The following is a 24065-nucleotide window of genomic DNA, read 5'->3' as shown; positions in this document are numbered from 1 at the left end:
GGATGAGTGTGGCCCGCCAGGAATCCACGGAGAATCATGATGGCGTCAACTTTGCACAAACCAACCTTACACAAGCGCTATCTGGGCGCCTTGCTGGGACTTGCCTGCGGCGATGCCGTCGGCACGACCGTGGAATTTTCTCCACGCGGCAGCTTTGTGCCGGTGACGGGCATGACTGGCGGCGGTCCGTTCGGCTTGCAGCCGGGACAATGGACCGACGATACGTCGATGGCGCTGTGCCTGGCCGAAAGCCTGGTCCAGAAGGGGGCGTTCGATGCGGCGGACCAGATGGTGCGGTACTTGAACTGGTGGCAATGGGGCTACCTGAGTTCCACCGGCACCTGCTTCGATATCGGCGGCACGGTAAGGAGCGCGCTGGCCAGTTTCCAGGAGACGGGCAATCCCTGGAGCGGCTCCGCCGCGCCTGACACGGCGGGCAATGGGTCGCTCATGCGCCTGGTCCCCGTCGTGCTGTTTGCCTATCCCGATGCCGAAGCGGCCATGGCCTGCGCCGCCGACAGTTCCCGCACCACTCACGCGGCGCCGGAAGCCGTCGAAAGCTGCCAGCTGCTCGCCGCCTTGCTGTGCAGCGCGCTGGCGGGCACGGCGAAAGACGCGCTGCTGGACAGCATTGCGTTCCGGCCTGCGGAACCGAAGCTGGTGGAGCTGGCCAGCGGCAGTTTCCTCGCCAAGACGGAGCAGCAGATACGCGGCACCGGTTATTGCGTGGAATCGCTGGAAGCGGCGCTCTGGTGCTTCTTCCATACCGACTCACTGGAAGCGGCGGTATTGCGCGCTGTCAATCTGGGCGAAGATGCCGATACGACCGGCGCCATCGTCGGCCAGCTTGCCGGCGCCTATTATGGCGCCCAGGCGATTCCCCCGCTATGGCTGGATGCGCTGGCCATGCGCGACGATATCGAAGAACTGGCGGGCAAATTGTTCGAGCGGGCCCGGGCCTAGCGCAGGCTGCAGCCCACCAGCAGCAGCATCGGCCGCTCGCGCTCTTCCGCCAGGGCCGGCTGCTGCGCCACCTGTTCGTCGCTCGGCCCCCATTCTTCCACATGCTCCAGCTGGAAACCCGCTTGCAGCAGTGCATTGATGGTCGTGCCCAGGGTGCGGTGCTGCTTGATCACGCCAGGCGCCAGCCAGTCCGACACGCGCGGACCTTGCTGCTGGTAGCTGTCGACGGGCCAGCGCTTGCGGCCCTGTCCATCCGTCAGCCAGCCCGGCTGGCGCGGCGCCATGAAAATCGGGTGCTCGATGGAAAATACCAGCTTGCCGCCCGGCCTCAAGCCGTGGCGGATGGCGGCCAGCAAGGTGGCGAAATCCGCGATGTAGTGGAAGGCGAGCGAGCTGTAGATCAGGTCGTAGCCGGCTGGCGGCAAGGCCAGTTGTTCCAGATCAAGCCGGGCATAGCTGACAGCCGCATGTTCTCCCATGCCGCCCGCCTGCGCCAGCATCTTTTCCGACACGTCCACGCCCAATACCCGCGCCGCTCCCTGTTCTGCCGCCCAGCGGCAGAACCAGCCATAGCCGCAACCCAGGTCGAGTACTTGCATGCCTTGTACGTCTGGCAGCATGGCGCGCAGGGCCGGCCATTCGGGCGCGCTGTCGAGGCCGCCGATGGAGCGGGGCAGCTGGCTGTAGGCCGTGAAAAAGGCGTCGTTGTCGTAGATATTTTGGGTCATGGTTCAAGATCCTGGTGGGCGCTGCGCTTGGCATGTCCGCCCCGCTGCGCCCGGTAAATGCCAGCGTGGCCGGAAAACAGGTAGGCCACGACGCAGGCGATGGCTGCGTACACGCCGATCTCGGCGCCGAACAGCTCCATCGCCATCAGGGTCGAGGCGATCGGCGTGTTGGCGGCGCCCGCGAACACGGCGACGAAGCCGATGGCGGCCAGCAAGGCGACGGGCTGGTGCAGCAGCGGCCCCAGCGCATTGCCCAGGGTCGCGCCGATGAAGAACAATGGCGTGACTTCACCGCCCTTGAAACCGGTGCCCAGCGAGACGATGGTAAACGCCATCTTGCCGAGGAAATCCCAGGCGGGCAGCGGTTCCTTCAGGGCGTCGACGATGGTGGGGATGCCCAGGCCGATATATTTGTCGGTGCCCAGCAGCCACACGGCGACGGCGACGGCGAGGCCGCCTATCAGCGGGCGCAGCGGGGCGTAGGCAATTTTGCGCTTCATCAAGCCGCTCAAGCCGTGCGTGGCTTGCGCAAACAGTTTACCGGTCACGCCGAACAGCACGCCCGCGATGACCATGGCGGATAAAGTCCAGGCGGAGAGGGCGGGGATCAAGGGCACGGCGTAATGCGTATGCTGAACGCCCCACAGCAAGCCTACCTGGTCGGCGATGACGGCGGCGGCCAGGCAGGGCAGCATGGCTTCGTAGCGCAAGCGGCCGATGGCCAGCACTTCCAGGCCGAAGATGGCGCCGGCCAGCGGCGTGCCGAAGACGGAGGCAAAGCCGGCGCTGATGCCGGCCATCAGGATGATGCGGCGGTCTTCATTGTTCAGGCGAAACATGCGCGTGAGCTGGTCGGCCAGCGCGCCGCCCATCTGCACGGCCGTGCCTTCGCGTCCGACGGAGGCGCCGAACAGATGCGAGATGACGGTGGCGCCCAGCACCAGCGGCGCCATGCGCAGCGGAATGATTTTTTTCGGATCGTGGATTTCATCGATGAGCAGATTCGCGCCGCCCTCGACACTGCTGCCGTAGCGCAGATATAGCCAGCCGACGGCAAAGCCCGCCACGGGCAGCAGCCAGATCAGCCAGGCGTGCGCCAGGCGCGTCGCGGTTGCCCATTCAAGGGCGAACAGGAAACCGGCCGAGGCGGTGCCAGCCAGCACGGCCACGACAAAGGCCAGCAGCAGCCATTTCAACAGATGCTGCAGCAGATCGGTGAGGGCGCTCAGGCGGTGCATCGGTCATCCAGTCATGGGCGATGGGTGGGTGTTTCTTACAGGCCCAGTTCCGCCACCAGCGCCTGGCCGATGGCCCGCTGTTCGGCCAAAATGGCGCGCAGGTGGTGGGGGCGCGTCTTGACGTTCGTCATGACCACGCGCAATACATTCGTCGGGCCAGGGTAGCGCGTCGATTCCAGGACCGTGCGCGACACAAAACTGTGGCCTTGCGCCTTTTGGCGGTTTTGCAGCTTGGCGTTCAAGGTGTTCAGTTGCTTGTTCAGCTCGGTCGCCGCCTCGACCTGTCCGCCGGCCAGCAAGCTGTCCATGCGCTGGCGCAAGGGCGCGGGCACGTAGCGGTAGGTGAGAATGAAGGTGTCGGAGCGCGTGACGAGTTCGAAATCCTGCTGGTCGGCCAACAAGTCCTGCAACTGGCCGGACAGGGTGGCCGCCTGCTGCAGCAAGGTCGTGTAGCCGGACACGCCCAGCACCTTGAACGAGGTCCACAGTTTCAAGGCGTCGAAGCGGCGCGAGCCTTCCAGCGAGGTCTGGCCCAGGTCGCCCGAGTTATCGCGCAAGATGTAGTTGGCGTTGTGCTTCAGCAGGTTCAGGCTGGCGCCATCCTTGAACAGCACCATGCTTTGCGCCATCGGCACCCACAGCAATTTATGCCCGTCGATGACGACGGAGTCGGCCAGGGCGATGCCGTCGTAGAGGGGGCGGTACTGTTCCGCGATCAAGAGCGCGCCGCCCCAGGCCGCATCCACGTGGAACCAGATGGACTCGCGCGCGGCAATGGCCGCCATGGCGGCCAGCGGGTCGATGGCGCCCGTTTCCGTCGTGCCGGCGATGCCGATCATGGCGACGACCTTGATATTGCGCGATTTCAAATCGGCAATCGTCGCTTCCAGCGCGGTGACGTCGATGCGGTTGTCGCGGTCGACGGCCACCAGGTGCAGGGCGTTTTCGCCGAGGCCCAAAGTCGCCAGCGCCTTTTTCACGGAATAATGGCTGCGGGCCGAACCGATCACGGCCAGTCCCGCGTAGCTAGAATCCTGCATGGCGGCAAACAGGCCGCGTTTGCGCGTGCCGGGCAATTGTTTTTCCAGCGCCACGGCCAGGGCCGTCAAATTGCCCATGGTGCCGCCATTGACGACATTGCCCAGCGCGCCGCTGGTGGCGGCCATGGCCTGCGCGTAGTCGGCGTCCGGCTGCTGGTACACCTGGCGGTGCAGCCAGCCCAGGATCTGTTTTTCGATCAGGGTCGACACATACGCCGTCTCGATCTTGACCTGGTTCTGGTTCAGGGTTGCCGTAAACGCTTCAGCCAGCACGCTGATCCAGGGCAAGGCCTGCGTCATGTGGCCGATGTATTGCGGATGGTTCAGCTGGGCCGTATTGGCCAGCACGGTGGTGTCGAGCTCCTGCAGGAATTGCGCCACGGGCATGCCATGCGCGGGCAGGCAAGTGTCGGACAGCTGCGTCAGCAATTCCGCGTACGGCGTGTGCGGATACGGTTCGGCGCGTTCGGCGGCCAGCCAGCCGCCCAGCATGCGCAGCGCCTGCTGCAGGGGCGCAGGCTCCTGTTGCAGCGCATCGATGGAAAAATGCTGCTGCAGCAGCTGTTCGATAGGGGTCTCGGTCATGGCGCGTTGTCTTCTCTACGGATTGCTGGTGCCACGGTGACAAACGAATTGCGCCCAGGCGGAAGCGGGATTTTACCCGACTCCGCCTGAGCGCATCAGTTTGCTATATCAGTTTGCTATTGCTGCGGGCGATCAGAAGTAGTTGAGGCCCAGCGCCGACTTGACTTCGTCGGCCGTGCGGGCCGCCACTTCGCGCGCCTTGAAGGTGCCTTCCTTGAGCATCTGGATGACCTGGCCCTTGTCTTTGGCGAACTCTTCGCGGCGGGCGCGGATCGGCGCCAGCATTTCCTGCAAGACCACATCCAGGCGCTTCTTGACGATGCTGTCGCCCAGGCCGCCGCGCACGTAATGGGCTTTCATTTCGGCCAGTGCCGCTTTTTCCGGATCGAACGCGTCCAGGTAAGTAAACGCGATGTTGCCTTCCAGGTGGCCCGGGTCTTCCACGCGCAGGTGCAGCGGGTCCGTATAAACTTTTTTCACGGCAGCCGTGATTTCGGCCGGGGTCGCGCCCAGGTTGATGGTGTTGCCCAGCGACTTGCTCATCTTCGCCTTGCCGTCGATGCCGGGCAGGCGGCCGATGTCCGGCACCAGCGCCTTGCATTCCATCAGCACTTCGCGGTTGTACATGCGGTTGAAACGGCGCACGATTTCATTCGTTTGCTCGATCATGGGGATCTGGTCTTCGCCCACGGGCACCACGCCCGCCTTGAAGGCCGTGATGTCGGCCGCCTGGCTGGCCGGGTAGGTCAAGAAACCGGCTGGAATGTCGCGCTCGAAGCCGCGCAGGCGGATTTCTTCCTTGACGGTGGGATTGCGCTCGAGGCGCGCCACGGTGACGATGTTCAGGTAGTAAAAGGTCAGCTCGGCCAGTTCCGGGATCTGCGACTGGATGAAGACCGTGGTCTTGCTCGGGTCGATGCCGACGGCGAGGTAGTCGAGCGCCACTTCGACGACATTGCGGTGCACCTTGTCGATGTCTTCCATATTGTCCGTCAGCGCTTGCGCGTCGGCCAGCATGATGAATTGCTTGTAGCTGTTCTGGTAGCGGACGCGGTCGCGCAGGCTGCCCACGTAGTGACCCAGGTGCAGGGGGCCGGTCGGGCGGTCGCCCGTCAGGATCACGGATTGCGAAGCGATGGCAGCGGGCGACAGCGGTGCTGCCGGTGCGTCGTTCTGGTCTTGGGTATCTGGGGTGTTAGGCAAGCTCATCAAGTTTCCTTTTGAGCCGCCTGCATCGGGGATGATCCAGGCTGAGCCTGTTACGCCACCGATCGAGGCGGCGTGGATCAAATTCACATCACTATAGAGTGGCCGCGCGAAAGTGAGCGGGACCACCAATTCAAGCAGGCGTGTTGTGACGGGATAAATTTCATGGCGTTATGGTTGCAGTTCGGGCGCGTTCTGTCAAGTTGCGTGCCCATATATCTGCTGCGCTGCGTCAGAGGCTAGCCTATTGTGGAACTTGCTTTCCGGGTACTATTGCCATTCGGCCACTTTTGCGTGGCATGAATCATTGGAGAACAGTATGCGCGTGTCGTCCCCCGTCCGGCTCACCGGCCTGGCTTTTGTTATCAGTTCCTTGTTTGCAGTACCGGCGGTGGCGCAAACGCCGCCGATGACGCCCGATATCGGTGCCAAGCTGGTGCTGCCCGATATGAATGATTACGTCAAGCGCGTGGTGATGATCCCCATGCGCGACGGCGTCAAGCTGTACACGGTGATCGTCGTGCCGAAAGACGCCAAGCGGGCGCCGATCATGCTCACGCGCACGCCGTACAACGCAGCGCGCCGCGCGCAGCGCGCCACCAGCGCCAGCATGCTGGCCACCTTGCCGCAGGGCGACGACACCCTGGTGGAAAACGGCTACATCCGCGTATTCCAGGACGTGCGCGGCAAGCATGGCTCGGAAGGCGATTACGTGATGACGCGCCCCGTGCGCGGCCCGCTGAACAATACCAAGGTCGATAACGTGACCGATGCGTGGGACACCATCGAGTGGCTGTCGAAAAATATTCCGGAAAGCAATGGCAAAGTGGGCATGCTCGGTTCCTCATATGAGGGACATACGGTGCTGATGGCCCTGGTCGATCCGCATCCGGCGCTGAAGGTGGCCATTCCCATGAGCGCCATGGTCGACGGCTGGCGCGGCGACGACTGGTTCCACAACGGCGCCTTCCGCATGCCGAGCTTGTCTTACCTGGCGTGGCAGACGAGCGTGCGCGGCAGCGGTGAGGCGCCCGTGCTGGGCGTCTACGACGACTACGACGCGTATCTGCGCATCGGCTCGGCCGGTGATTTTGCGAAGAAATTTGGCATCGACAAGCTGACCTATACGAAAAAGCTGTTCGAACACCCGGCCTACGACAGTTACTGGCAGGAACAGGCGCTCGATAAAATCCTGGCCAAGCGTCCGCTGATCGTGCCCACCATGCACGTGGTGGGGCAGTGGGACCAGGAAGACATCTATGGCCCCTACGCCACCTACGCGGCGATGGAAGGGCGTGACAAGCACAACAACCTCAATTACCTGGCCATCGGCCCGTGGCGTCACAGCGGCGTCAACTATGACGGCTCCAGCCTGGGCGCCTTGAAGTTTGACGGCGATACGGCGCGCCAGTTCCGCGAAAAAGTCATGCAGCCATTCCTCAATCAATACCTGAAGGATGGTGCGCCGGAAGCGAACACGGCGCCCGTCGTGTCCTACCAGAGCGGCACGAATCAGTGGCAGCGCCTGCAGCAGTGGCCGCTGGCTTGCGAGACCTGCGACACGAAATTGACGCCGATCTACCTGCAGGACGGTTCCAGGCTGGGCTTTGCGGCGCCATCGGGCGCTGCGGATGCGGCGCAAGGCGCGTTCGACGAATACGTGGCCGATCCCGCCAAACCCGTGCCTTTCGTGCCCCGTCCCGTGCGCCTCGGCGATGCCGACGTGTGGAAACCATGGCTGGTCAGCGACCAGCGCGGCTATGCGGACCGCACGGACGTGCTCAGCTATGTTTCGGAACCGTTGAAAACGGCCGTGCGCATCGCCGGCGCGCCGATGGTCAACCTGTTCGCGGCCACCAGCGGCACGGATGCCGACTGGGTGGTGAAACTGATCGACGTGTATCCGGACGAAGTACCGTCGCAGCCGGCCATGGGCGGCTACCAGCTGGGCGTGGCCATGGATATCTTCCGCGGCCGTTACCGCGACAGCTTCGAGCACCCGACACCGATACCGGCGGGCAAAGTGGAGCGCTACCGCTTCGCCTTGCCGAACGCGAATCATGTCTTCCTGCCCGGTCACCGCATTGCCGTGCAAGTACAGTCGAGCTGGTTCCCGCTGTACGACCGCAACCCGCAAAACTACGTGCCGAACATCTTCCTGGCCGACCCGGGCCATTATAGAAAGGCGACGCAGCGCGTGTACCACGCGGCAGGGGCGGCCAGCGCCATCGAGTTGCCGATCGCGCCGCTCGACGCCCGCTAGGCGATGCGCATCAAGACTGCTCCCGCCGCGATCAGGCCGATGGCCACATAGCGGCGGGGGCTGATTTTTTCGCGCAGGAACAGGGCCGCAATGGCGATGGCGAACAGGATCGACGTTTCGCGCAGGGCCGCGATGGCGGCTACGGGCGCCTGCGTCATGGCCCACAGGGCCAGTCCATACGAGGCCAGGGTGCCGAAACCGCCGAGCGCGGCCAAACGCCATTGCGTTTGCGCATAGGCAAGCAGGCCGGCGCGGCGGCGCAGCACCGTCCACAGCAGCAGCCCGGTTCCGTTCAAGACGAAAATCCACATCGTGTAGGCGGCCGGCGCGCCGGACAGGCGCACGCCGATGCCGTCGATCAGGGTATAGCTGGCGATGACGCAGGCGTTGCCCAGTGCAAAGGCGGTGGCGCGTCCCGTGTTTTTCGCGGCGATGGCCGTGGCGGGCCCGCGCGCGGCAATATACAGGCCGAGGATGCCCGCGCAGATGCAGGCGATGGCGCCCATTTGCATGGAAGACAGGCGTTCGCCGATCAGCGGCCAGCTGGCCAGCGCCACGATCAGCGGGGCGCTGCCGCGCATCAGCGGGTAGGCGTGGCTCATGTCGCCCGCCTTGTAGGCGGCCGCCAGCAGAGAATAATAGGCAAGCTGCGCCACGGCCGAGGCGGCCACGTAGGGCCAGCTGGCGGGCGCGGGAGCATCGACGAAGGGCAGGATTGCCAGCGAGATCAGGGCCGCGCCAGCGGAGACGAGCACGGTCGTGAGGAAGGTATCCTTGCCCGACTTGACGATGGCATTCCAGCTGGCATGCAGCAGGGCGGCAAACAGGACGACGGCGACGACGAAACCGGACATGCAGGCCTTAGCGCGGGCGTATGCTCTGCGACAACAGTTCCTGGCGGTGATGGCGCTGGAAGCCTTCCATCAGGGTGCCCGAGCGGCTGGCTTTTTCCAGCAGTTCGCGCAGGGCCGCCTGGTCATCCGCCGTCAGCGACTTGCGCGACAGGTAGACGCCGCTCATGCCCCACGGCAATTCCGGCAAGGCTTCCAGACGCAGGCGGTCGGCCAGGCCATACACGCGCGCATCGTTTTGCGCCACGCCGGCCAGGATGGTGGGGCTCATGATCGTGGCGTCGATGAAGCCGCTTTGCATCAGGCGCGCCACGGACAGCGCATCGACCTCGTAGAACAGGCGGCCCTGGCTGCTCAGTTCCTTGGCCAGCGCCTGGTAAGAGGCGCCATAGTCGTAGCCGCGCACGAGCGCCACGCGCAAGTCGCGCCGCTCAAGCAATTCCTGCATGGTGTTGATGGGCGCGCGCGCGCCTTGCAGCGAGATCAGCAGGGGCCGGTTGCCCATCAAGGGGATGAACAGGCCGTGCTGGTCGCGCCGCGGCGTGCTGCTGGCGGGAATCAGCATATCGGCCTTGCCCGCCTCGAACATCGCCTCCAGGCGCGCACGGGGCACGGCCGTGAAGATGAAATTGCAGCCGAGCTTGGCGCCCATGCTACGCAGCAAGTCGGGGTAGATGCCGCCGATGGCGGCGCCATTGACCACCACGCTGGCGCCGATGGCCGAGACGGGCACCTGGATGTCGCGCGAGCATTGCGCGCCCGCCAGGGTCGGCAGCGCCAGCGCCAGCATGGCCACGGTCCGGCGCCAGGCGCTGGAATAAAAGTCAGTCATACCCATCCTTGCTCACCATCGAATCGCGGGCGTCGGCAACGTCCGCTTGATTATCCCATTCTCGCCTATTTATTTCTCAAATGCAATATTATCCTGCCGACTACTTTGTGGTGGAAACCGCAAGTCTGGCCAGGCGCTGCGCCTGGAAGTAGCGCCAGGCCACCACGATGCCCAAGGTTTGCATGATGGCGCACAGATAGAAGGTGCTGCCGATGCGCCAGTCCTGTGCTGGCAAGTGGCTCACCTCGCCGAGGATCATGCTGCCGAGCAAAGGCATGATGATGATGCCCAGGCTGCTGATCGATTGCAGGGAGCCCATCAGTTCACCCTGTTCGCCGGCGTTCGATGATTTCGAGATGATGCCCTGCAGGGCCGGACCGGCGGCAAAGGCCAGCAGGTTGCACAGGATCAGCGCATACATCATCCAGCCCTGCGTGGCCAGCCCGTACAGCAGGTAGGTGAGGGCGCCGGAGGCCATGCCCAGCAGGGACAAACGCACTTCGCCGAAGCGCTTGATGAGGATGCCCAGCAAGCCCGCCTGTACGACGGCCGCGCACAGGCCCACGCAGAACATGGCGATGCCGTTCTGGCGCGGCGTCCAGTCGAAGCGGAAATGCGTGTACAGCACCCAGGTGGTGTTGAGCATCATTTGCGCAAACGTCATCAGGCCGAAGGCCAGCACCAGACCGCGGATCTCCACGCGGCGCACCAGTTTCAGCAGGGCGGCAAACGGATTGATGCGCGCCCAGGTAAAGGGCGCGCGGGGACCGGGCTGCAGCGATTCGGGCACGCAGAAATAGCCGTAGAGGAAATTGGCCGCCGACAGGCCGGCCGCCACGTAAAACGGCAGGCGCAGATTGACCTCGCCCAGCAGGCCGCCCAGCCTGGGCCCGCAGATGAAGCCCAGGCCGAAGGCGGCGCCGATCTTGCCGAAACTCTTGGCACGGTTGTCGTGCGTGGAAATATCGGAGGCGTAGGCGGACGCGACCGACATGCTGGCCGACGAGACGCCGCCGATGATGCGGCCGATGAACAGGCAGGCCAGGTTCGGCGCCCAGCCCGTGGCGAGAAAGTTGATGCCCATGCCGGCCATCGAGTACAGCAGCACGGGACGGCGTCCCACGCGGTCGCTGATGGCGCCCAGCATGGGCATGAAGATGAACTGCAGCAAGCCGAAGACGGCCGCCATGATGCCGTACCAGAATGCCTGCGCATCCTTGCCGTCGACAAAGTCGCCGATCAGGATGGGCAGCACGGGCACCACCAGGCCGATGCCCAGCATGTCGATGAAGACGCAGACGAGGATGAAATTGAGATTGCCGGCGCGCGCGGGCGCGGCGGGCGAGGACGGGGAATGGCTGTCGGGGCTGGTTTTATCGGACATGCATGCTTTCGGCGCGTTGGCATCGCGCCGGCGCGTTACAGGATGCTGCTGACGCGCGGCGCGATAGCTGAGGCTTGCATTATAGACAGCATGCGCGTTGCTGGCTATCGCCGCCAAGCTTATGCGCCCATTCCCCATTCGTCGGCAAAGGCGGCGCGGAAATCCGTCAGCACGGCCAGGCGCTGTTCGGCCAGCGCGCGGCCCGCCGCCGTCTGCATCTTGCCGGGCAGCTTGTCGAGCTTGGTGACGATATGGTCGAGTGCGTAGGCCTTGTCGTCGAGCGGGCGATGCGCTGCCAGCGGATCCGTGCCATGCGCCAGCGCGCTATCCATGCGCGCAGCCGTGTAGAACAGGCGCGCCAGTCCCACGGCGCCCAGCGCGTCGATACGGTCGGCATCCTGCACGATCTGCGCTTCGATCGTGTGCGGCGTCAAGTTGGCGGAAAAACTGTGCGTCTCGATGGCGTGGGCCACGCCGGCCAGTTTTTCTGGTGGAAAATCCAGTTCGGCCAGCTGGCGGCAAGCCAGCGCGGCCGCCTGGCGCGAGGCCAGATGGCGCTCGGGGTGGTTTTTCGGCAGGTTGATCAGGTCGTGCAGGTAGCACGCTGCTATCACGGTGAGGGCGTCGGCCTGCGCATATTCCTGCAGCAGAACGCTGGCATTGCGCCAGACGCGGTGCAGGTGGTTGATGTCGTGGGCGCTGTCATCGCCCAGGCCGGCCGAGGCCAGCGCCAGCAGGCGTGGCTGCCATTGGGAAAGCAAAGAATGCATGGTTCACCATCATAAAAAGCGGGGGGCGCCAGTGTGGCATAAAACGTGCGCACGCAACTATCCATTGCTCTAATGGTATTTGCTTTTTTATTTACTTCTGAGCAGAATGCGCGTCTTGGGGTTTTATTGCCCATCAGATATTTTTTTAAAACAATCATTCCACATTGAAAAGGATGCTCATGCACCGTTATTGGCTGATAGTCGGTTTGTTACTTGCCTGCGGTCACGCGGCCACCTGGGCCCAGGAAGCTCCCCGCTATACCTTGACAGAGGATATGGCGCAAACAGGCACAGTCATTAAACACAAGGGTGTGAAGGCCGGTATTCCCTTGAATTACAGCTATGCGCAACTCAGTGCGGAGCAGAAGCTTGCCGTACGGGATCAGTACGAAGGCATGCCGGCCACAGACGAGCCTCCCTATCCGCTCAAGGGCTTAGCACCTTTCTTGCGTGAAGTGTACGCGGCGCAGCGCATCTTGCAGGTGCGGGGCCAACTGGTGCTGGCGGTGCAGGTAAATAGCAAGGGGGAAGGCAAGGAAGTGGCCATCTTCGAATCTCCGGACGACAAGATGGCGAACTTCGCCGCGGCTGCCGCCATCAAGCAGCGCTACAAGCCGGGGCTGTGCGGCGGCGTGCCTTGCACCATGGATTTTGTGTATACCGTGACATTCAACCTGCCGTCGAACGAGGAGGGCGGGGAGAGGGCGGCACCATAGCGGCTGGCGCCCAGGCGTGATGCTTTTGCTACAAAGTCAGATAATCGCGGTCCAGCGGAAACAACGATGCTCTTTTTTAGTGCACTGAAAATTTACATGCGGTAACATTGCCGTATTGCAATTTCAGTGCATTATTTAATAAATTCCCTATGGGCGTCCAAGATTGGTGATAGGCGCGTCCTGCGACATTTCTAAAGGATCATCATGAACACCAATTCCAGCGACACTGGCGCCACCGTTGCCAAGGCTGCCGAGTACCTGGCCTTTACCCTGGGCCAGGAAGAGTATGGCATCGACATCCAGAAAGTCAGCGAAATCCGCAGCTATGAAACGCCGACCCGCATCGCCAACGCCCCCGAGTTCGTCAAGGGCGTGGTCAACCTGCGCGGCATCATTGTGCCGATCGTCGACATGCGCATCAAGTTCAACCTGGGCACGCCCAGCTATGACCAGTTTACCGTCGTCATCATCCTCAATATCGGCAACCGCGTCGTCGGCATGGTCGTCGACCGCGTCTCCGACGTCACTACCCTGATGCCGGAACAGATCAAGCCGGCGCCGGACATGGGCCGTTCGATCAACACGGAATACGTGATCGGCCTGGGTACCATCGACGAGCGCATGCTGATCCTGGTCGACATTGACCAGCTGATGTCCAGCGCCGACATGGGCCTGATCGAAAAACTCGCAGCCTAGGCCGCCAGGAAAAGTCCGGGACGGCGTTGCATTGCCCCTGAACATTTCCCGACATCCTAATCCGAGAGGGTTTCTTAAAAACAATTGACTCTCGACATTGCTTGGTTTTTCTGCAAGGCGCACGCTAGCGCATTTCCTGGCGCACGGTTCCGCCGAACCGTGCGCCAGTTTCACTTCAGTTTCACTTTTACACCCGCCTTGACACCGCCGCCAGCCAGCGCGCCAAAGGGAAGCCATCAGCCGTGCGGCATGCTGGCATCAGGGCTTTTTAGGATAGTCACATGAATGTATTACGCAACGTCAGCATCGGTGTCCGCCTCGGACTCGGTTTTGCCGTGATTTTGCTGTTTTCCATGCTCATTACGGGCATCAGCGTCTGGCGCCTGCACGACGTGGCCAGCGCCACGCGCGTCATGATGGAGCAGCCGCTGGCGAAGGAACGCTATATTTCCGACTGGTATGGCCGCATCGACAGCGCCGTGCGCCGCACCATCGCCATTGCCCGCAGCAGCGATACCTCGCTCAGCGGTTATTTCGCCGAAGAATCGAAAGTCTCGTCGGCCAGCTCGGCCGAGCTGCAAAAGAAAATCGAGGCCTTGATCGACAAGCCCGAGGAAAAAGCCATGTTCGCGGGCTTGCTGGAGCAGCGCAAGGTGTACATCGGTTCGCGCGACCAGGTCTACAAGCTCAAGGGTGAAGCGCAGGTCGATGCCGCCAATGAAGTGTTTGAAAAGACCTTCGTGCCGGCCGCCGCCAAGTACCAGAAGATGGTGCAGGACTTGCTGGAACACCAGCGCGCCAGCATCGACACGACGGCGCGCGAGATCGACGCCGTCGCCAATACCAGCCGCAACCTGATGCTGGTGCTGGCCGCGCTGGCGCTGGCTTTTGGCGTTGTCTGTGCCTGGGTCTTGACGACGGGCATCGTGCGCCCCCTGCGCACGGCCGTGGATATCGCCCGCAAGGTGGCCGATGGCGACTTGACGGCGCAGATCGACGCCAGCGCCAAGGATGAAACGGGGCAATTGCTGCAGGCGTTGAAGGACATGAACACGAGCCTGCTCAACATCGTTGGCGAAGTGCGCAGCGGCACGGACAGCATCGCCACGTCCTCGACGCAGATTGCCGCCGGCAACCAGGACCTGTCTTCCCGCACGGAAGAGCAGGCCGGTTCCCTGGAAGAGACGGCGTCTTCGATGGAAGAGCTCACTTCCACCGTGAAACAGAATGCGGACAATGCGCGCCAGGCGAACCAGTTGGCGGCGTCGGCCGCGCAAGTGGCCGTCAAGGGCGGCGAAGTCGTGGCGCAAGTGGTGGGCACGATGGAATCGATCAATGCGTCGTCGAACAAGATCGTCGACATCATCAGCGTCATCGATGGCATCGCCTTCCAGACGAATATCCTGGCGCTGAACGCGGCCGTGGAAGCGGCCCGTGCAGGCGAGCAGGGCCGCGGCTTTGCCGTCGTGGCGTCCGAAGTGCGCAACCTGGCGCAGCGCTCGGCCAGCGCCGCGAAAGAAATCAAAACCCTGATCGGCGCGTCCGTCGAGCAAGTCAACGCGGGCAGCATGCTGGTGGCGCAAGCCGGTTCGACCATGAACGATATCGTCGACAGCGTGCAGCGCGTGAGCGACATCATCACGGAAATTACGGCCGCGAGCAGCGAGCAAAGCGTGGGCATCGACGAAATCAACCGGGCCATCGGCCAGATGGATGCCGTCACGCAGCAAAATGCGGCGCTGGTGGAAGAATCGGCGGCCGCCGCCGAATCGATGCAGCACCAGGCGCACAACCTGGCGCAGGTCGTCAGCGTGTTCAAGCTCAACGGCCAGCAGGCCAGCGGTGCGAACGGTGTAACACAAGCGCTGAAACGCCCGGCAGCGCCGCAAACCACCTTGCGCATCGGCACGCGCTGATGCCGCTGCGGCCGCCCCGTGCGGCCGCTTTCTGCTGTCCCCCTTTTATATAGTCTGGTTCCGCTTTTTTAGGATATTCACATGAATTTGTTAAGAAACGTCAGTATTGGTGTGCGCCTCGGCCTGGGTTTTGCCGTGATTTTGCTGTTTTCCATGCTCATCACGGGCATCAGCGTGTGGCGTTTGCACGACGTGGCCACGGCCACGCGCACCATGATGGAACTCCCGCTGGCGAAGGAACGCTATATTTCCGACTGGTATTCCAAGATCGATAGCGGCGTGCGCCGCACCACGGCCATCGCGCGCAGCAGCGACACGACCTTGGGCGCGTATTTTGCGGAAGAGGCGAAACAGTCGTCCGTCGTCTCGGGCGAACTGCAAAAGAAAATCGAAGCCTTGATTTCCAGCCCGGAAGAAAAGGAACTGTTCCGCCTGGTGAGCGAACAGCGCAAGGTTTACCTCGATTCACGCGCGCAAGTATCGAAGCTGAAGGCGGATGGACAGGAAGCGGAAGCGGAGAAGGCTTTCCAGGGTATCTTCGTGCCCGGTTCGACGAAATACCTGAAAGTGGTCAACGACATGCTGCAGCACCAGCGCGCCAGCATCGACACGACGGCGCGCGAGATCGACGATGTCGCCAAGACGAGCCGCAACTTGCTGCTGACCCTGGCCGTGCTGGCGCTGGGCTTTGGCGTCGTCTGCGCCTGGTTGCTGACGATGGGCATCGTGCGTCCCCTGCGCACGGCCGTGGACATTGCCCGCAAGGTGGCCGATGGCGACTTGACGGCGCAGATCGATGCCAGCGCCAAGGATGAAACGGGGCAATTGCTGCAAGCGTTGAAGGACATGAACACGAGCCTGCTCAACATCGTCAGCGAAGTGCGTACGGGCACGGACAGCATTGCGACCTCGTCGACGGAAATTGCCGCCGGCAACCAGGACCTGTCTTCCCGCACGGAAGAGCAAGCCGGTTCCCTGGAAGAGACGGCGTCCTCGATGGAAGAATTGACCAGCACCGTGAAGCAGAATGCGGACAATGCGCGCCAGGCGAACCAGTTGGCGGCATCGGCGGCGCAAGTGGCCGTCAAGGGCGGCGAAGTCGTGGCGCAAGTGGTGGGCACGATGGAATCGATCAATGCGTCGTCGAACAAGATCGTCGACATCATTTCCGTCATCGACGGCATCGCCTTCCAGACGAATATTCTGGCGCTGAACGCGGCCGTGGAAGCGGCCAGGGCCGGCGAGCAGGGCCGCGGCTTTGCCGTGGTGGCCTCGGAAGTGCGCAACCTGGCGCAGCGCTCGGCCAGCGCCGCGAAAGAGATCAAGACCCTGATCGGCGCGTCCGTCGAGCAAGTCAACGCGGGCAGCATGCTGGTGGCGCAGGCAGGCTCGACCATGAACGACATCGTCGACAGCGTGCAGCGCGTGAGCGACATCATCACGGAAATCACGGCGGCCAGCAGCGAGCAAAGCGTGGGCATCGACGAGATCAACCGCGCCATCGGCCAGATGGATGCCGTCACGCAACAGAATGCGGCGCTGGTGGAAGAATCGGCGGCGGCCGCCGAATCGATGCAGCACCAGGCGCACAACCTGGCGCAGGTGGTCAGCGTGTTCAAATTGAATGGGCAGCAGGCCAGTGTCAGCGGCTTGAAGGGGGCCAAGCGTCCGGCAGCCAAGGCGCCAGCAGAAGCATTGCAGCTCGGCCGCGCCGCCTAAGTTGCTTACCCAGTAACGGCTGGGGTCGTACCCTGAGGGTACGACCCTGGTATTCAAGCCTCTGGGGTGAAGCTTGCGATCGCCAGCTGCGACAGCCGGTCCGCCTCGCCATTGCGGTGGCGCGGCAGCCAGCGCAAGCTCACATCCGTGAATTGTTTCAGCAGGGCCACTACGGTGGCCCTCTGCGTTTCCAGCCCCTTGGCGCCGACCGGCGTCGTCCCCAGCACATCATTGATCACCACCTGACTGTCACCGTACAGCAGCAGTTGCACGGGCGGCGGGCGCACGCCGAGTGCCGCCTGCAGCACGGCCGTCAGGGCCGCATACTCCGCGTCGCTGCTGCTGCCATAACCGGCCGCTTCGCTCACTTCGATGCGTTCGCCATGCGGTCCCAGCAGCAGGGCGCCTATGCCCAGCTTGCCAGGGTTCGGGTGGGCGGACCCGTCGAACCAGCCGCGCCAGGCCAGCGGCCCGCCATGGTCCTGGCGCTTGAGCGCCAGCTGTGCGCGGCGCGCCTGCATCCTGGCTTCCTTGCGCAGTTTGCGCGCCTCTGCTTCCGCCGTCATGGCTTGATCAGGAAGGTGTCGATGAGGCTGCCGATCCAGCACGCCACCAGCACACACACGGCCACCGTCATGGCGGGGCCGTCGTTGGCGGAGAGGGCCTCCACTTTTTCCATGATCAGCTGCACGTCGAGGGGCAGGGCGCCGCTGTCGATCTGTGCCATAACCTGGTCTAACCGTGCCATGATCTGGCGCACTATGATCGCCAGCGCAACCAGGGCCGGCACGAGGAAGAGGCAGCCACGGGCCTTGCGTTGCAAGACAAAATGCCCGCTGCCGGGGAAGACGAGGGCCGACAGCAGCAGGGCGAGATGACGTTTGGAAAGGGAGGAGCCGCTCATGCGTGCCTTTTGTAGGGGAAAGAGCGGCTCATCATACTATTGCCAGCCGAATTTGCGCAGATACACGCGTTTCATGAACGTCGTCAGCACGGTGTAGCAGACGAGGATGCCCAGCAGCCATGGGAAATAGCCCAACGGCAAGGCTTGCAGCTTGAAGTAGGTCGCCAGCGGTCCCATCGGCAGGAACACGCCCACAGCCATGATGACGGTGGTGGCCACCAGCAGGGGCACGGACGCGATGCTGTCGATGAAGGGCAGCTTGGGTGTGCGGATCAGGTGCACGATCAGCGTCTGCGTCAGCAAGCCGACGACGAACCAGCCGGACTGGAACAGGGTCTGTTGTTCCGGCGTATTCGCGCCGAACACATGCCACATCAGGATAAACGTGCTGATGTCGAAGATCGAGCTGATGGGCCCGAAGAACACCATGAAGCGGCCGATGTCGCGCGGGTTCCAGGTCAAAGGCTGCTGGATCAGCTCGGCGTCGACATTGTCGAACGGGATGGCGATCTGCGACACGTCATACAGCAGGTTTTGCACCAGCAAGTGCAGCGGCAGCATGGGCAAGAACGGCAAAAAGGCGCTGGCCACCAGCACGGAAAACACATTGCCGAAGTTCGAGCTGGCCGTCATGCGGATGTATTTGAGCATGTTGCTGAAGGTGCGCCGGCCTTCCAGCACGCCTTCTTCCAGCACCATCAGGCTTTTTTCCAGCAGGATGATGTCGGCCGCTTCCTTGGCGATATCGACGGCCGAGTCGACGGAAATACCGATGTCGGCCGCGCGCAGGGCGGGCGCGTCGTTGATGCCGTCGCCCATGAAGCCGACGATATGGCCGTTGCCGCGCAGGGCGCGCACGAGGCGTTCCTTGTGCAGCGGGCTGAGCTTGGCAAACACGGTATTGTCTTCCGCAGCGCGGGCCAAAGTGGCGTCGTCCATGTCGTCCAGTTGCGGGCCTTGCAGCACGCCGTGCACGGCCAGGCCCACTTCGCGGCAAATCTTCGCCGTCACCAGGTGGTTGTCTCCCGTCAATACTTTCACGGTGACGCCATGTTCCGCCAGCGCGCGCAGGGCGGGCGCCGTCGATTCCTTCGGCGGATCAAGGAACGCCACATAGCCGATCAGGGTCAGCGCCGTTTCATCGGCCACGCCATACACGGTCTTATGGGGCGGCACTTCCTTGACGGCCACGGCCACTACGCGCAATCCTTCCGCGTTGAGGCCATGCGTGGTTTCCAGTACCTTGTCCAGCAGGGCGGCGTCGAGCGGAATGTTGACACCGCCCAGGCGCAGGTGGCTGCAGGCGGCAAGGATTTCCTCGACGGCGCCCTTGCAGATCAGTTCATGGTGGTCATTCTTTTCAGACACGACAACGGACATGCGGCGGCGCACGAAATCAAACGGGATTTCATCGACTTTCACGTAATCGCGCGCCAGCTGCATTTCCGTCTGCAATTCCACGTGGTCGAGCACGGCGCGGTCGAGCAGGTTTTTCAGGCCCGTCTGGTAGTGGCTGTTCAGGTAGGCAAATTGCAGCACCTCGTCGGACGGCTGGCCGAACACGTCCGTATGGCGCTCGAGCACGATCTTGTCCTGCGTCAAGGTGCCCGTTTTATCTGTGCACAGCACGTCCATGGCGCCGAAGTTCTGGATCGCATCCAGGCGCTTCACGACGACTTTCTTTTTCGACAGTTTCACGGCGCCCTTGGCCAGGGTGCTGGTGACGATCATGGGCAGCATTTCCGGCGTCAGGCCCACGGCGACGGACAGGGCGAACAGAAACGCTTCCATCCAGTCGCCCTTGGTCCAGCCATTGATCAGGAACACGAGCGGCGCCATCACGAGGGCGAAGCGGATCAAGAGCCAGCTGACGCTGTTCACGCCCGCCTCGAACGCCGTGGGCGTGCGCTCGGTGGCCGTCACTCGCGTGGCGATGGTGCCGAAATAGGTGCGGTTTCCCGTGGCCAATACCAGCGCCGTGGCCGCGCCGGAGATTACATTCGTGCCCATGAACAGCAGATTGGCCAGTTCCATCGGGTCTTTGCCATGGGCGTCGGCCAGCTCTGCCATCTTTTCCACGGGCAGGGATTCGCCCGTCATGGCGGCCTGGCTGACGAACAGGTCTTTCGCGGACAGCAGCCGGCAGTCGGCGGGGATCATGTCGCCGGCCGACAGCACGATGATGTCGCCCTGTACCAGCTGGCGGATGGGCAGCTCGATCTGCTGGCCATTGCGCAGCACGGTGGCGGTATTGCTGACCATGGCTTTCAGGCGTTCGGCGGCGCGGTTCGAGCGGCCTTCCTGCACGAAACGCAGCAGGGTTGATAAAATCACCATGGTGCCGATGACGATGGTCGCCTTCGGGTCTTCCGTCAGGTAGGACACGATGGCCAGCACGGTGAGCAGCAGGTTGAACGGATTCTTGTAGCACAGCCACAGGTGCTGGTACCAGGCCAGCGGTTTCTCATGTTCGACCTCGTTCGGCCCCGTCTGCGCGCCGATGACTTGCGCCTCGGCATCGCGCAAGCCTTCCAGGCGCGTGTGCAGGCGGTTCAGGGCGCTGTCCAGGTCTTCATGGGCGGCGGCCAGCAGCTGGCGCGCCAGGTGGTCGGGCACGGGCCGGGCCGTGCTGTTTTCCAGCGGCATGGCGCGGCGCCGGAAGTTGCCGGCCGTATGGCGCTTGCGCAGGAACGATTCGAATAAGCGGGTGAAGAGATTCATGGCTCTTCCTTTCACGACGAGGTGTTGACGGGCGGCGCAGCCGCAGGCAAGACTTGCGTGCCGCCAAGACACAATCGTGCTGGCGGGCAATCCGGGTCAGTAGCCGGTCGCGATCGGAAAGAGGGGGGGAGAGGCGCGCAGCCGGAGTGGCCGCGCGAGACACCGCACCTTGCTCAGCAAGGCACGGAGGAAAGAGCGTTCCGCGTTGCTTGCTGCTTAGCTGCCGAGGCAATCGCCGATACAAGATCGGCTACTGTCACTAGAACAAGTGCCCACGTGGGACTCCGTAAATGAATAATGGGGGCATCTTATGGATGGGCTGCGAGGGTGTCAACTGAAGAAATCTTAGGTTTCCAAAGTGTAATGTGGGTGTGGGTGTTGTTTTGGCCGGACGCGGCCATTCGCGTTGCTGTGACAATGTGTGATCCTTTCTGCTTGGCAATCCGTTATGCTCGGGTACGCTGATGGGCTGTAAATAGCCATGGTGAACACGATGCAAATACAGAAAAACACATGTCTATGGAATTCATCGTTGGGGCAGTCATAGCGGGACTTGTTGTCATGTTCTTTGCCGACAAGCACTTTTCAAAAAAACTGCCCAAAGAAACACATTTCGAATGTGCCCGTTGCGGCACGCTTGCACGCCATACCGATCGCACCATCGACGCCTGGCGCAACAACAAAACCACATTCTTTTGCCAGTCCTGTCATCTCAAATGGGTGCGTGCCAGGGCGCCGCGCGAGTGTGAGCGTAGCGCTTCCCCTGCAGGATCCAGACCTGGAGCGAGATCAGGTTGCCTTGGCGTTGTTGTGTTGTTTGCCGTCGTTCCGCTGGCTGGCTTTCTACTGGTGTATGCCTATGCCTGACCCATTTTTGGCGTGGCGCGCCTCGCCAAAAAACTATCGTTCCCTGCCAGTTTCCACGCTGCTGCTGCTCCGCATGCGTAGAAACCCGTGGATGCCTGTTTTACGGCAAGCACTATTGGCAGCGACGGACGACTTTCGCCCCATTGTGTTGAGAAAGTCGAGCGGCAATGATTTCCAGAGGCTTCCGGCCGCCAGGCAGCCGGTGATCGTTCACCGGCGGCGGTACAGGCCAGGCTGGGCTGGCAGGATATTGATCTAAGGGTCTACCTGTCTGAGTTTTTCAACATCATAGGGCGTGACCGGCCAACGACAGCAAGCGGCCTGGAGCAGTCGTTCGAAGCGAAACTTGAGTAACTAAAATCAATGATAAAAATTATGGAATCTCAAATACAACTTCAGTTGGGACAGAAAATTTCCCGCATTTCCTTATTTTTTTTCGCGTCAATTTTCTTTGGCTGCGCCTTTGCTCCTGACGTTGTACCGGCTAATGTAAGGTTTTTTTCCTTGGCTCTATCGGCATTATTTTATTGTGTGGGAAGCAATAAGTCTGCCTTGATTTCACCGACGAAGAGCCTGCAATGGAAGTTCATGCCGCCGATACCACGAGCTTTGTTTCTCGCTTTTTTTCAGTTGCTAGTATTGTCGGCTGTGATGATGCTCCTGGATGCTTAACTTGCCACGAGTTCACTGGACTCTGCTGGCCAGCGAATCGGACAATATCTGCCACAGCGCCGCATGGCGCTGCTGCAGCGCGGCGCCGCCCGCGTAGATCAGTTCCACGTGCAGGCTGTCGACGATGCCCAGGTAGGCTTGCGCGTACAGGTCGACGCGTTGCGGCGGCAGCGCGGGTGCCAGCCGGCCCAGGCTGGCCACGTAGTGCCGCTGCAATTGCGCCAGCAAGGCTTCGTAGCCCGTGCCCACTTCCACGCGCAGGGGCGCGGGCGGCAAATACGCGGTGCGCAGCAAAAAGCGCAAATGGGCTGACTCCGCATAGCGCTGCGCCATGCGGTCGCAGTACAGGGCACCGGCCCGCTGTCCGCCCGGCACCGCCAGCGCGGCCTCGTCGGCGAAGCAGGCGTCCATGAAGGCTTGCTCTTCGGCCAGCGCGTCGGCAAAGACGTCGAGGAAGAGGGCGTCCTTGCCGGCGAAGTGCGAGTACAGCGAGGCCTTGCGCATGCCCGCCTGCGCGGCGATATCGCTGAGGGAGGAAGCGTCGTAGCCGTGTTCGGAAAAGTGCACGACGGCAACGGCACAGATATTATCGGCCGAGGCCGAGCGTTTTTTCATCATTGGGGTGAGAGTGGGTGAGGCGTCAGTGCGCTCCCAGGCTGTTGGCGTGTGCCGGATGGACGCGCGCAGTGGCCAGGGTCAGCCATGATACCAGCAGGCCGGCCACGGTCAAGAACAGCAGCCAGGGCAGCGGCCCCCGCTCGGACAGGCCGGCCGCCAGCGGCGTGGCCAGCGATGACAAGCTCATCTGTATGGCGCCCAGCAATGCCGCCGTGGAGCCGAGCGCGCGCTGCTGCGAGCCCATGGCCATGGCCATCAGCGCCGCTTCCGCCATGCCCAGGCCAAACAGGGCCACGAACATGCCGGGGACGACGACCATGATTCCCCCTCCGGTCCAGGCACCGAGGAGGGCCAGCCCCGCGCCGGACAGCATGGCGGCGCTGCCCGCCACGCTCAAGCGCGCCACGCCATGGCGGCTTACCAGGCGGCCGCTGGCCATGGCACCGAGCAGCACGGCCACGCCCGTCGCGCCGAACACGAGGCCGAAACTGCCGGCGGACAGGCCGAAATCGCGCTGGTACACGAGCGACGCGCCGCCAATATACGCAAACAGGAAAAAGAATGCGGCCGACAGGGCCAGCGCGGGCAGCAGGAAGGCGCGGTCGAGCGCGATGCGCGCATACGTGCGGTGCATGCCTTTCGGCGATACACGCTGCTTCGGCGGCAAGGTTTCCGGCAGGAACAGCGCGCTATTGAGCAGGGTCAAGGCGCCCAGCGCGGCCAGGGCCAGCATCACGGCGCGCCAGCCGTAGTGCGCATCGAGCAAGCCGCCCACGGCGGGTGCCAGCACGGGCGCCAGGCCCACGATGGTCATCAACAGGGCAAACAGCTGCGCCGCCTGCACGCCGTCGGCCACGTCGCGCACCATGCTCATCACCACGACCAGGGTCAGCGCCGCGCCCAGGCCTTGCACCGCCCGCGCCAGCAGCAGGGTGTGCAATTGCTCCGCCTGCGACGCCCATACGGCGGCCACGATGTAGACGGCGATGCCGGCCAGCAGCGGACGGCGCCGGCCCAGCATGTCCGTCAGCGGCCCGCACAGCAGCTGCCCGCCGCCCAGGGCCAGCAGGAAGACGGTCAGGCTCAGCTGCACGTTCGCATACGAGGTGTGCAGTTCGCGCGCCATGGCGGGCATCGAAGCGAGGTACATGTCGATGCCGGCCGGACCGAGCACGGCCACCAAGGCCAGGGAAGCCGCCAGAGCGAGACTGGTGGCGGGGAGAGTGGTTTGCTGCTGCATTGTGCTTCCTTCATCGTTCAAAAACACGGCATGGACGCCGCTGTGTTTTTTATTGTACACTTACTGCCTACCGGTAGGTAGCTTGTTCAATCAATGAAAAGGATGGGGACGATGAAAGAAGCAACAATGACGGGAG

General features: G+C 62.8%; 20 protein-coding genes. 7 read left to right on the top strand and 13 right to left on the bottom strand.

Annotated elements, in window-relative coordinates; all coding sequences use genetic code 11:
* Positions 1-36 precede the first annotated feature (36 nt).
* A complete protein-coding gene (locus OX462_RS16145) occupies positions 37-963 on the top strand; it encodes an ADP-ribosylglycohydrolase family protein (protein WP_346428575.1) in 927 nt (308 codons plus the stop codon).
* On the opposite strand, the gene OX462_RS16140 is transcribed toward OX462_RS16145, so the two are convergent.
* The 4 genes from OX462_RS16140 to trpS all read right to left on the bottom strand — a co-directional run bounded on the left by OX462_RS16140 (position 960) and on the right by trpS (position 5763).
* Complete coding sequence (locus OX462_RS16140) at positions 960-1691, bottom strand: class I SAM-dependent methyltransferase (protein WP_121669206.1); 732 nt, start codon at positions 1689-1691, stop codon at positions 960-962. The two genes, OX462_RS16145 and OX462_RS16140, sit on opposite strands and share 4 nt — an antisense overlap.
* Positions 1688-2929 (bottom strand): chloride channel protein, encoded by a 1242-nt coding sequence (locus OX462_RS16135; protein ID WP_121669207.1) that lies wholly within the window; start codon positions 2927-2929, stop codon positions 1688-1690. Before OX462_RS16135 ends, OX462_RS16140 begins: the two co-directional genes overlap by 4 nt.
* Positions 2930-2964: 35 nt before the next feature.
* Positions 2965-4554 (bottom strand): pyridoxal-dependent decarboxylase, encoded by a 1590-nt coding sequence (locus OX462_RS16130; RefSeq protein ID WP_121669208.1) that lies wholly within the window; start codon positions 4552-4554, stop codon positions 2965-2967.
* Between the two features lie 132 nt (positions 4555-4686).
* On the bottom strand, positions 4687-5763 hold the full coding sequence (gene trpS, locus OX462_RS16125) for a tryptophan--tRNA ligase (RefSeq protein WP_205602349.1): 1077 nt from the start codon (positions 5761-5763) through the stop codon (positions 4687-4689).
* A 370-nt stretch (positions 5764-6133) separates the two neighbouring features.
* Between trpS and OX462_RS16120 the strand changes: the two genes are divergently transcribed.
* The gene (locus OX462_RS16120; protein ID WP_409026543.1) at positions 6134-8023 is read left to right on the top strand and encodes a CocE/NonD family hydrolase; all 1890 of its coding nucleotides are present in this window, start codon (positions 6134-6136) and stop codon (positions 8021-8023) included.
* Here the strand turns inward: OX462_RS16120 and OX462_RS16115 are convergent.
* From OX462_RS16115 to OX462_RS16100, 4 genes are all read right to left on the bottom strand, one after another.
* Positions 8020-8877: an EamA family transporter gene (locus OX462_RS16115; protein ID WP_121669210.1), complete on the bottom strand. Its 858-nt coding sequence runs from the start codon at positions 8875-8877 to the stop codon at positions 8020-8022. The genes OX462_RS16120 and OX462_RS16115 overlap by 4 nt on opposite strands.
* A 7-nt stretch (positions 8878-8884) precedes the next feature.
* Positions 8885-9706 carry a substrate-binding periplasmic protein gene (locus OX462_RS16110; RefSeq protein ID WP_121669211.1) on the bottom strand — a complete coding sequence of 274 codons (822 nt, stop codon included), beginning with the start codon at positions 9704-9706 and terminating at the stop codon, positions 8885-8887.
* 100 nt (positions 9707-9806) lie between these two features.
* The gene (locus tag OX462_RS16105) at positions 9807-11090 is read right to left on the bottom strand and encodes a TCR/Tet family MFS transporter (protein WP_409026542.1); all 1284 of its coding nucleotides are present in this window, start codon (positions 11088-11090) and stop codon (positions 9807-9809) included.
* Positions 11091-11209: 119 nt separating this feature from the next.
* Positions 11210-11860, bottom strand: a complete 651-nt coding sequence (locus tag OX462_RS16100; RefSeq protein WP_070221541.1) for an HD domain-containing protein — start codon at positions 11858-11860, stop codon at positions 11210-11212.
* A gap of 179 nt (positions 11861-12039) precedes the next feature.
* On the opposite strand from OX462_RS16100, the gene OX462_RS16095 reads away from it, so the two are divergent.
* The 4 genes from OX462_RS16095 to OX462_RS16080 all read left to right on the top strand — a co-directional run bounded on the left by OX462_RS16095 (position 12040) and on the right by OX462_RS16080 (position 16907).
* Positions 12040-12576 (top strand): energy transducer TonB, encoded by a 537-nt coding sequence (locus OX462_RS16095; protein ID WP_139142882.1) that lies wholly within the window; start codon positions 12040-12042, stop codon positions 12574-12576.
* Between the two features lie 204 nt (positions 12577-12780).
* Positions 12781-13272, top strand: a complete 492-nt coding sequence (locus OX462_RS16090; protein ID WP_034752308.1) for a chemotaxis protein CheW — start codon at positions 12781-12783, stop codon at positions 13270-13272.
* Positions 13273-13553: 281 nt separating this feature from the next.
* On the top strand, positions 13554-15188 hold the full coding sequence (locus OX462_RS16085) for a methyl-accepting chemotaxis protein (protein WP_070221539.1): 1635 nt from the start codon (positions 13554-13556) through the stop codon (positions 15186-15188).
* 81 nt (positions 15189-15269) lie between these two features.
* Entirely contained in the window at positions 15270-16907 is a 1638-nt protein-coding gene (locus tag OX462_RS16080) for a methyl-accepting chemotaxis protein (RefSeq protein WP_070221538.1), read from the top strand.
* A gap of 53 nt (positions 16908-16960) precedes the next feature.
* Here the strand turns inward: OX462_RS16080 and OX462_RS16075 are convergent, their stop codons facing one another.
* The 3 genes from OX462_RS16075 to mgtA are packed head-to-tail and all read right to left on the bottom strand — an operon-like array spanning position 16961 to position 20532.
* The gene (locus OX462_RS16075) at positions 16961-17473 is read right to left on the bottom strand and encodes a ribonuclease HI family protein (protein WP_070221537.1); all 513 of its coding nucleotides are present in this window, start codon (positions 17471-17473) and stop codon (positions 16961-16963) included.
* Positions 17470-17811: a hypothetical protein gene (locus OX462_RS16070; RefSeq protein WP_070221536.1), complete on the bottom strand. Its 342-nt coding sequence runs from the start codon at positions 17809-17811 to the stop codon at positions 17470-17472. The genes OX462_RS16075 and OX462_RS16070 overlap by 4 nt, the downstream gene beginning before the upstream one ends.
* A gap of 36 nt (positions 17812-17847) precedes the next feature.
* Entirely contained in the window at positions 17848-20532 is a 2685-nt protein-coding gene (gene mgtA, locus OX462_RS16065; protein WP_121669214.1) for a magnesium-translocating P-type ATPase, read from the bottom strand.
* Positions 20533-21045: 513 nt separating this feature from the next.
* Between mgtA and OX462_RS16060 the strand changes: the two genes are divergently transcribed.
* On the top strand, positions 21046-21399 hold the full coding sequence (locus OX462_RS16060) for a hypothetical protein (RefSeq protein WP_409026541.1): 354 nt from the start codon (positions 21046-21048) through the stop codon (positions 21397-21399).
* A 684-nt stretch (positions 21400-22083) separates the two neighbouring features.
* On the opposite strand, the gene OX462_RS16055 is transcribed toward OX462_RS16060, so the two are convergent.
* Positions 22084-22689, bottom strand: coding sequence for a TetR/AcrR family transcriptional regulator (locus tag OX462_RS16055; RefSeq protein WP_409026540.1), 606 nt, complete (start codon positions 22687-22689; stop codon positions 22084-22086).
* A 22-nt stretch (positions 22690-22711) separates the two neighbouring features.
* Positions 22712-23929: a Bcr/CflA family efflux MFS transporter gene (locus tag OX462_RS16050; RefSeq protein WP_409026539.1), complete on the bottom strand. Its 1218-nt coding sequence runs from the start codon at positions 23927-23929 to the stop codon at positions 22712-22714.
* Positions 23930-24065 lie beyond the last annotated feature (136 nt).

Origin of the sequence: Janthinobacterium aestuarii (genome assembly GCF_046113285.1) — a bacterium.
Lineage (GTDB): Bacteria > Pseudomonadota > Gammaproteobacteria > Burkholderiales > Burkholderiaceae_D > Janthinobacterium.
The sequence above is the reverse complement of the archived record's forward strand: the minus strand, read 5'-3'. Positions and strand labels throughout refer to the sequence as shown.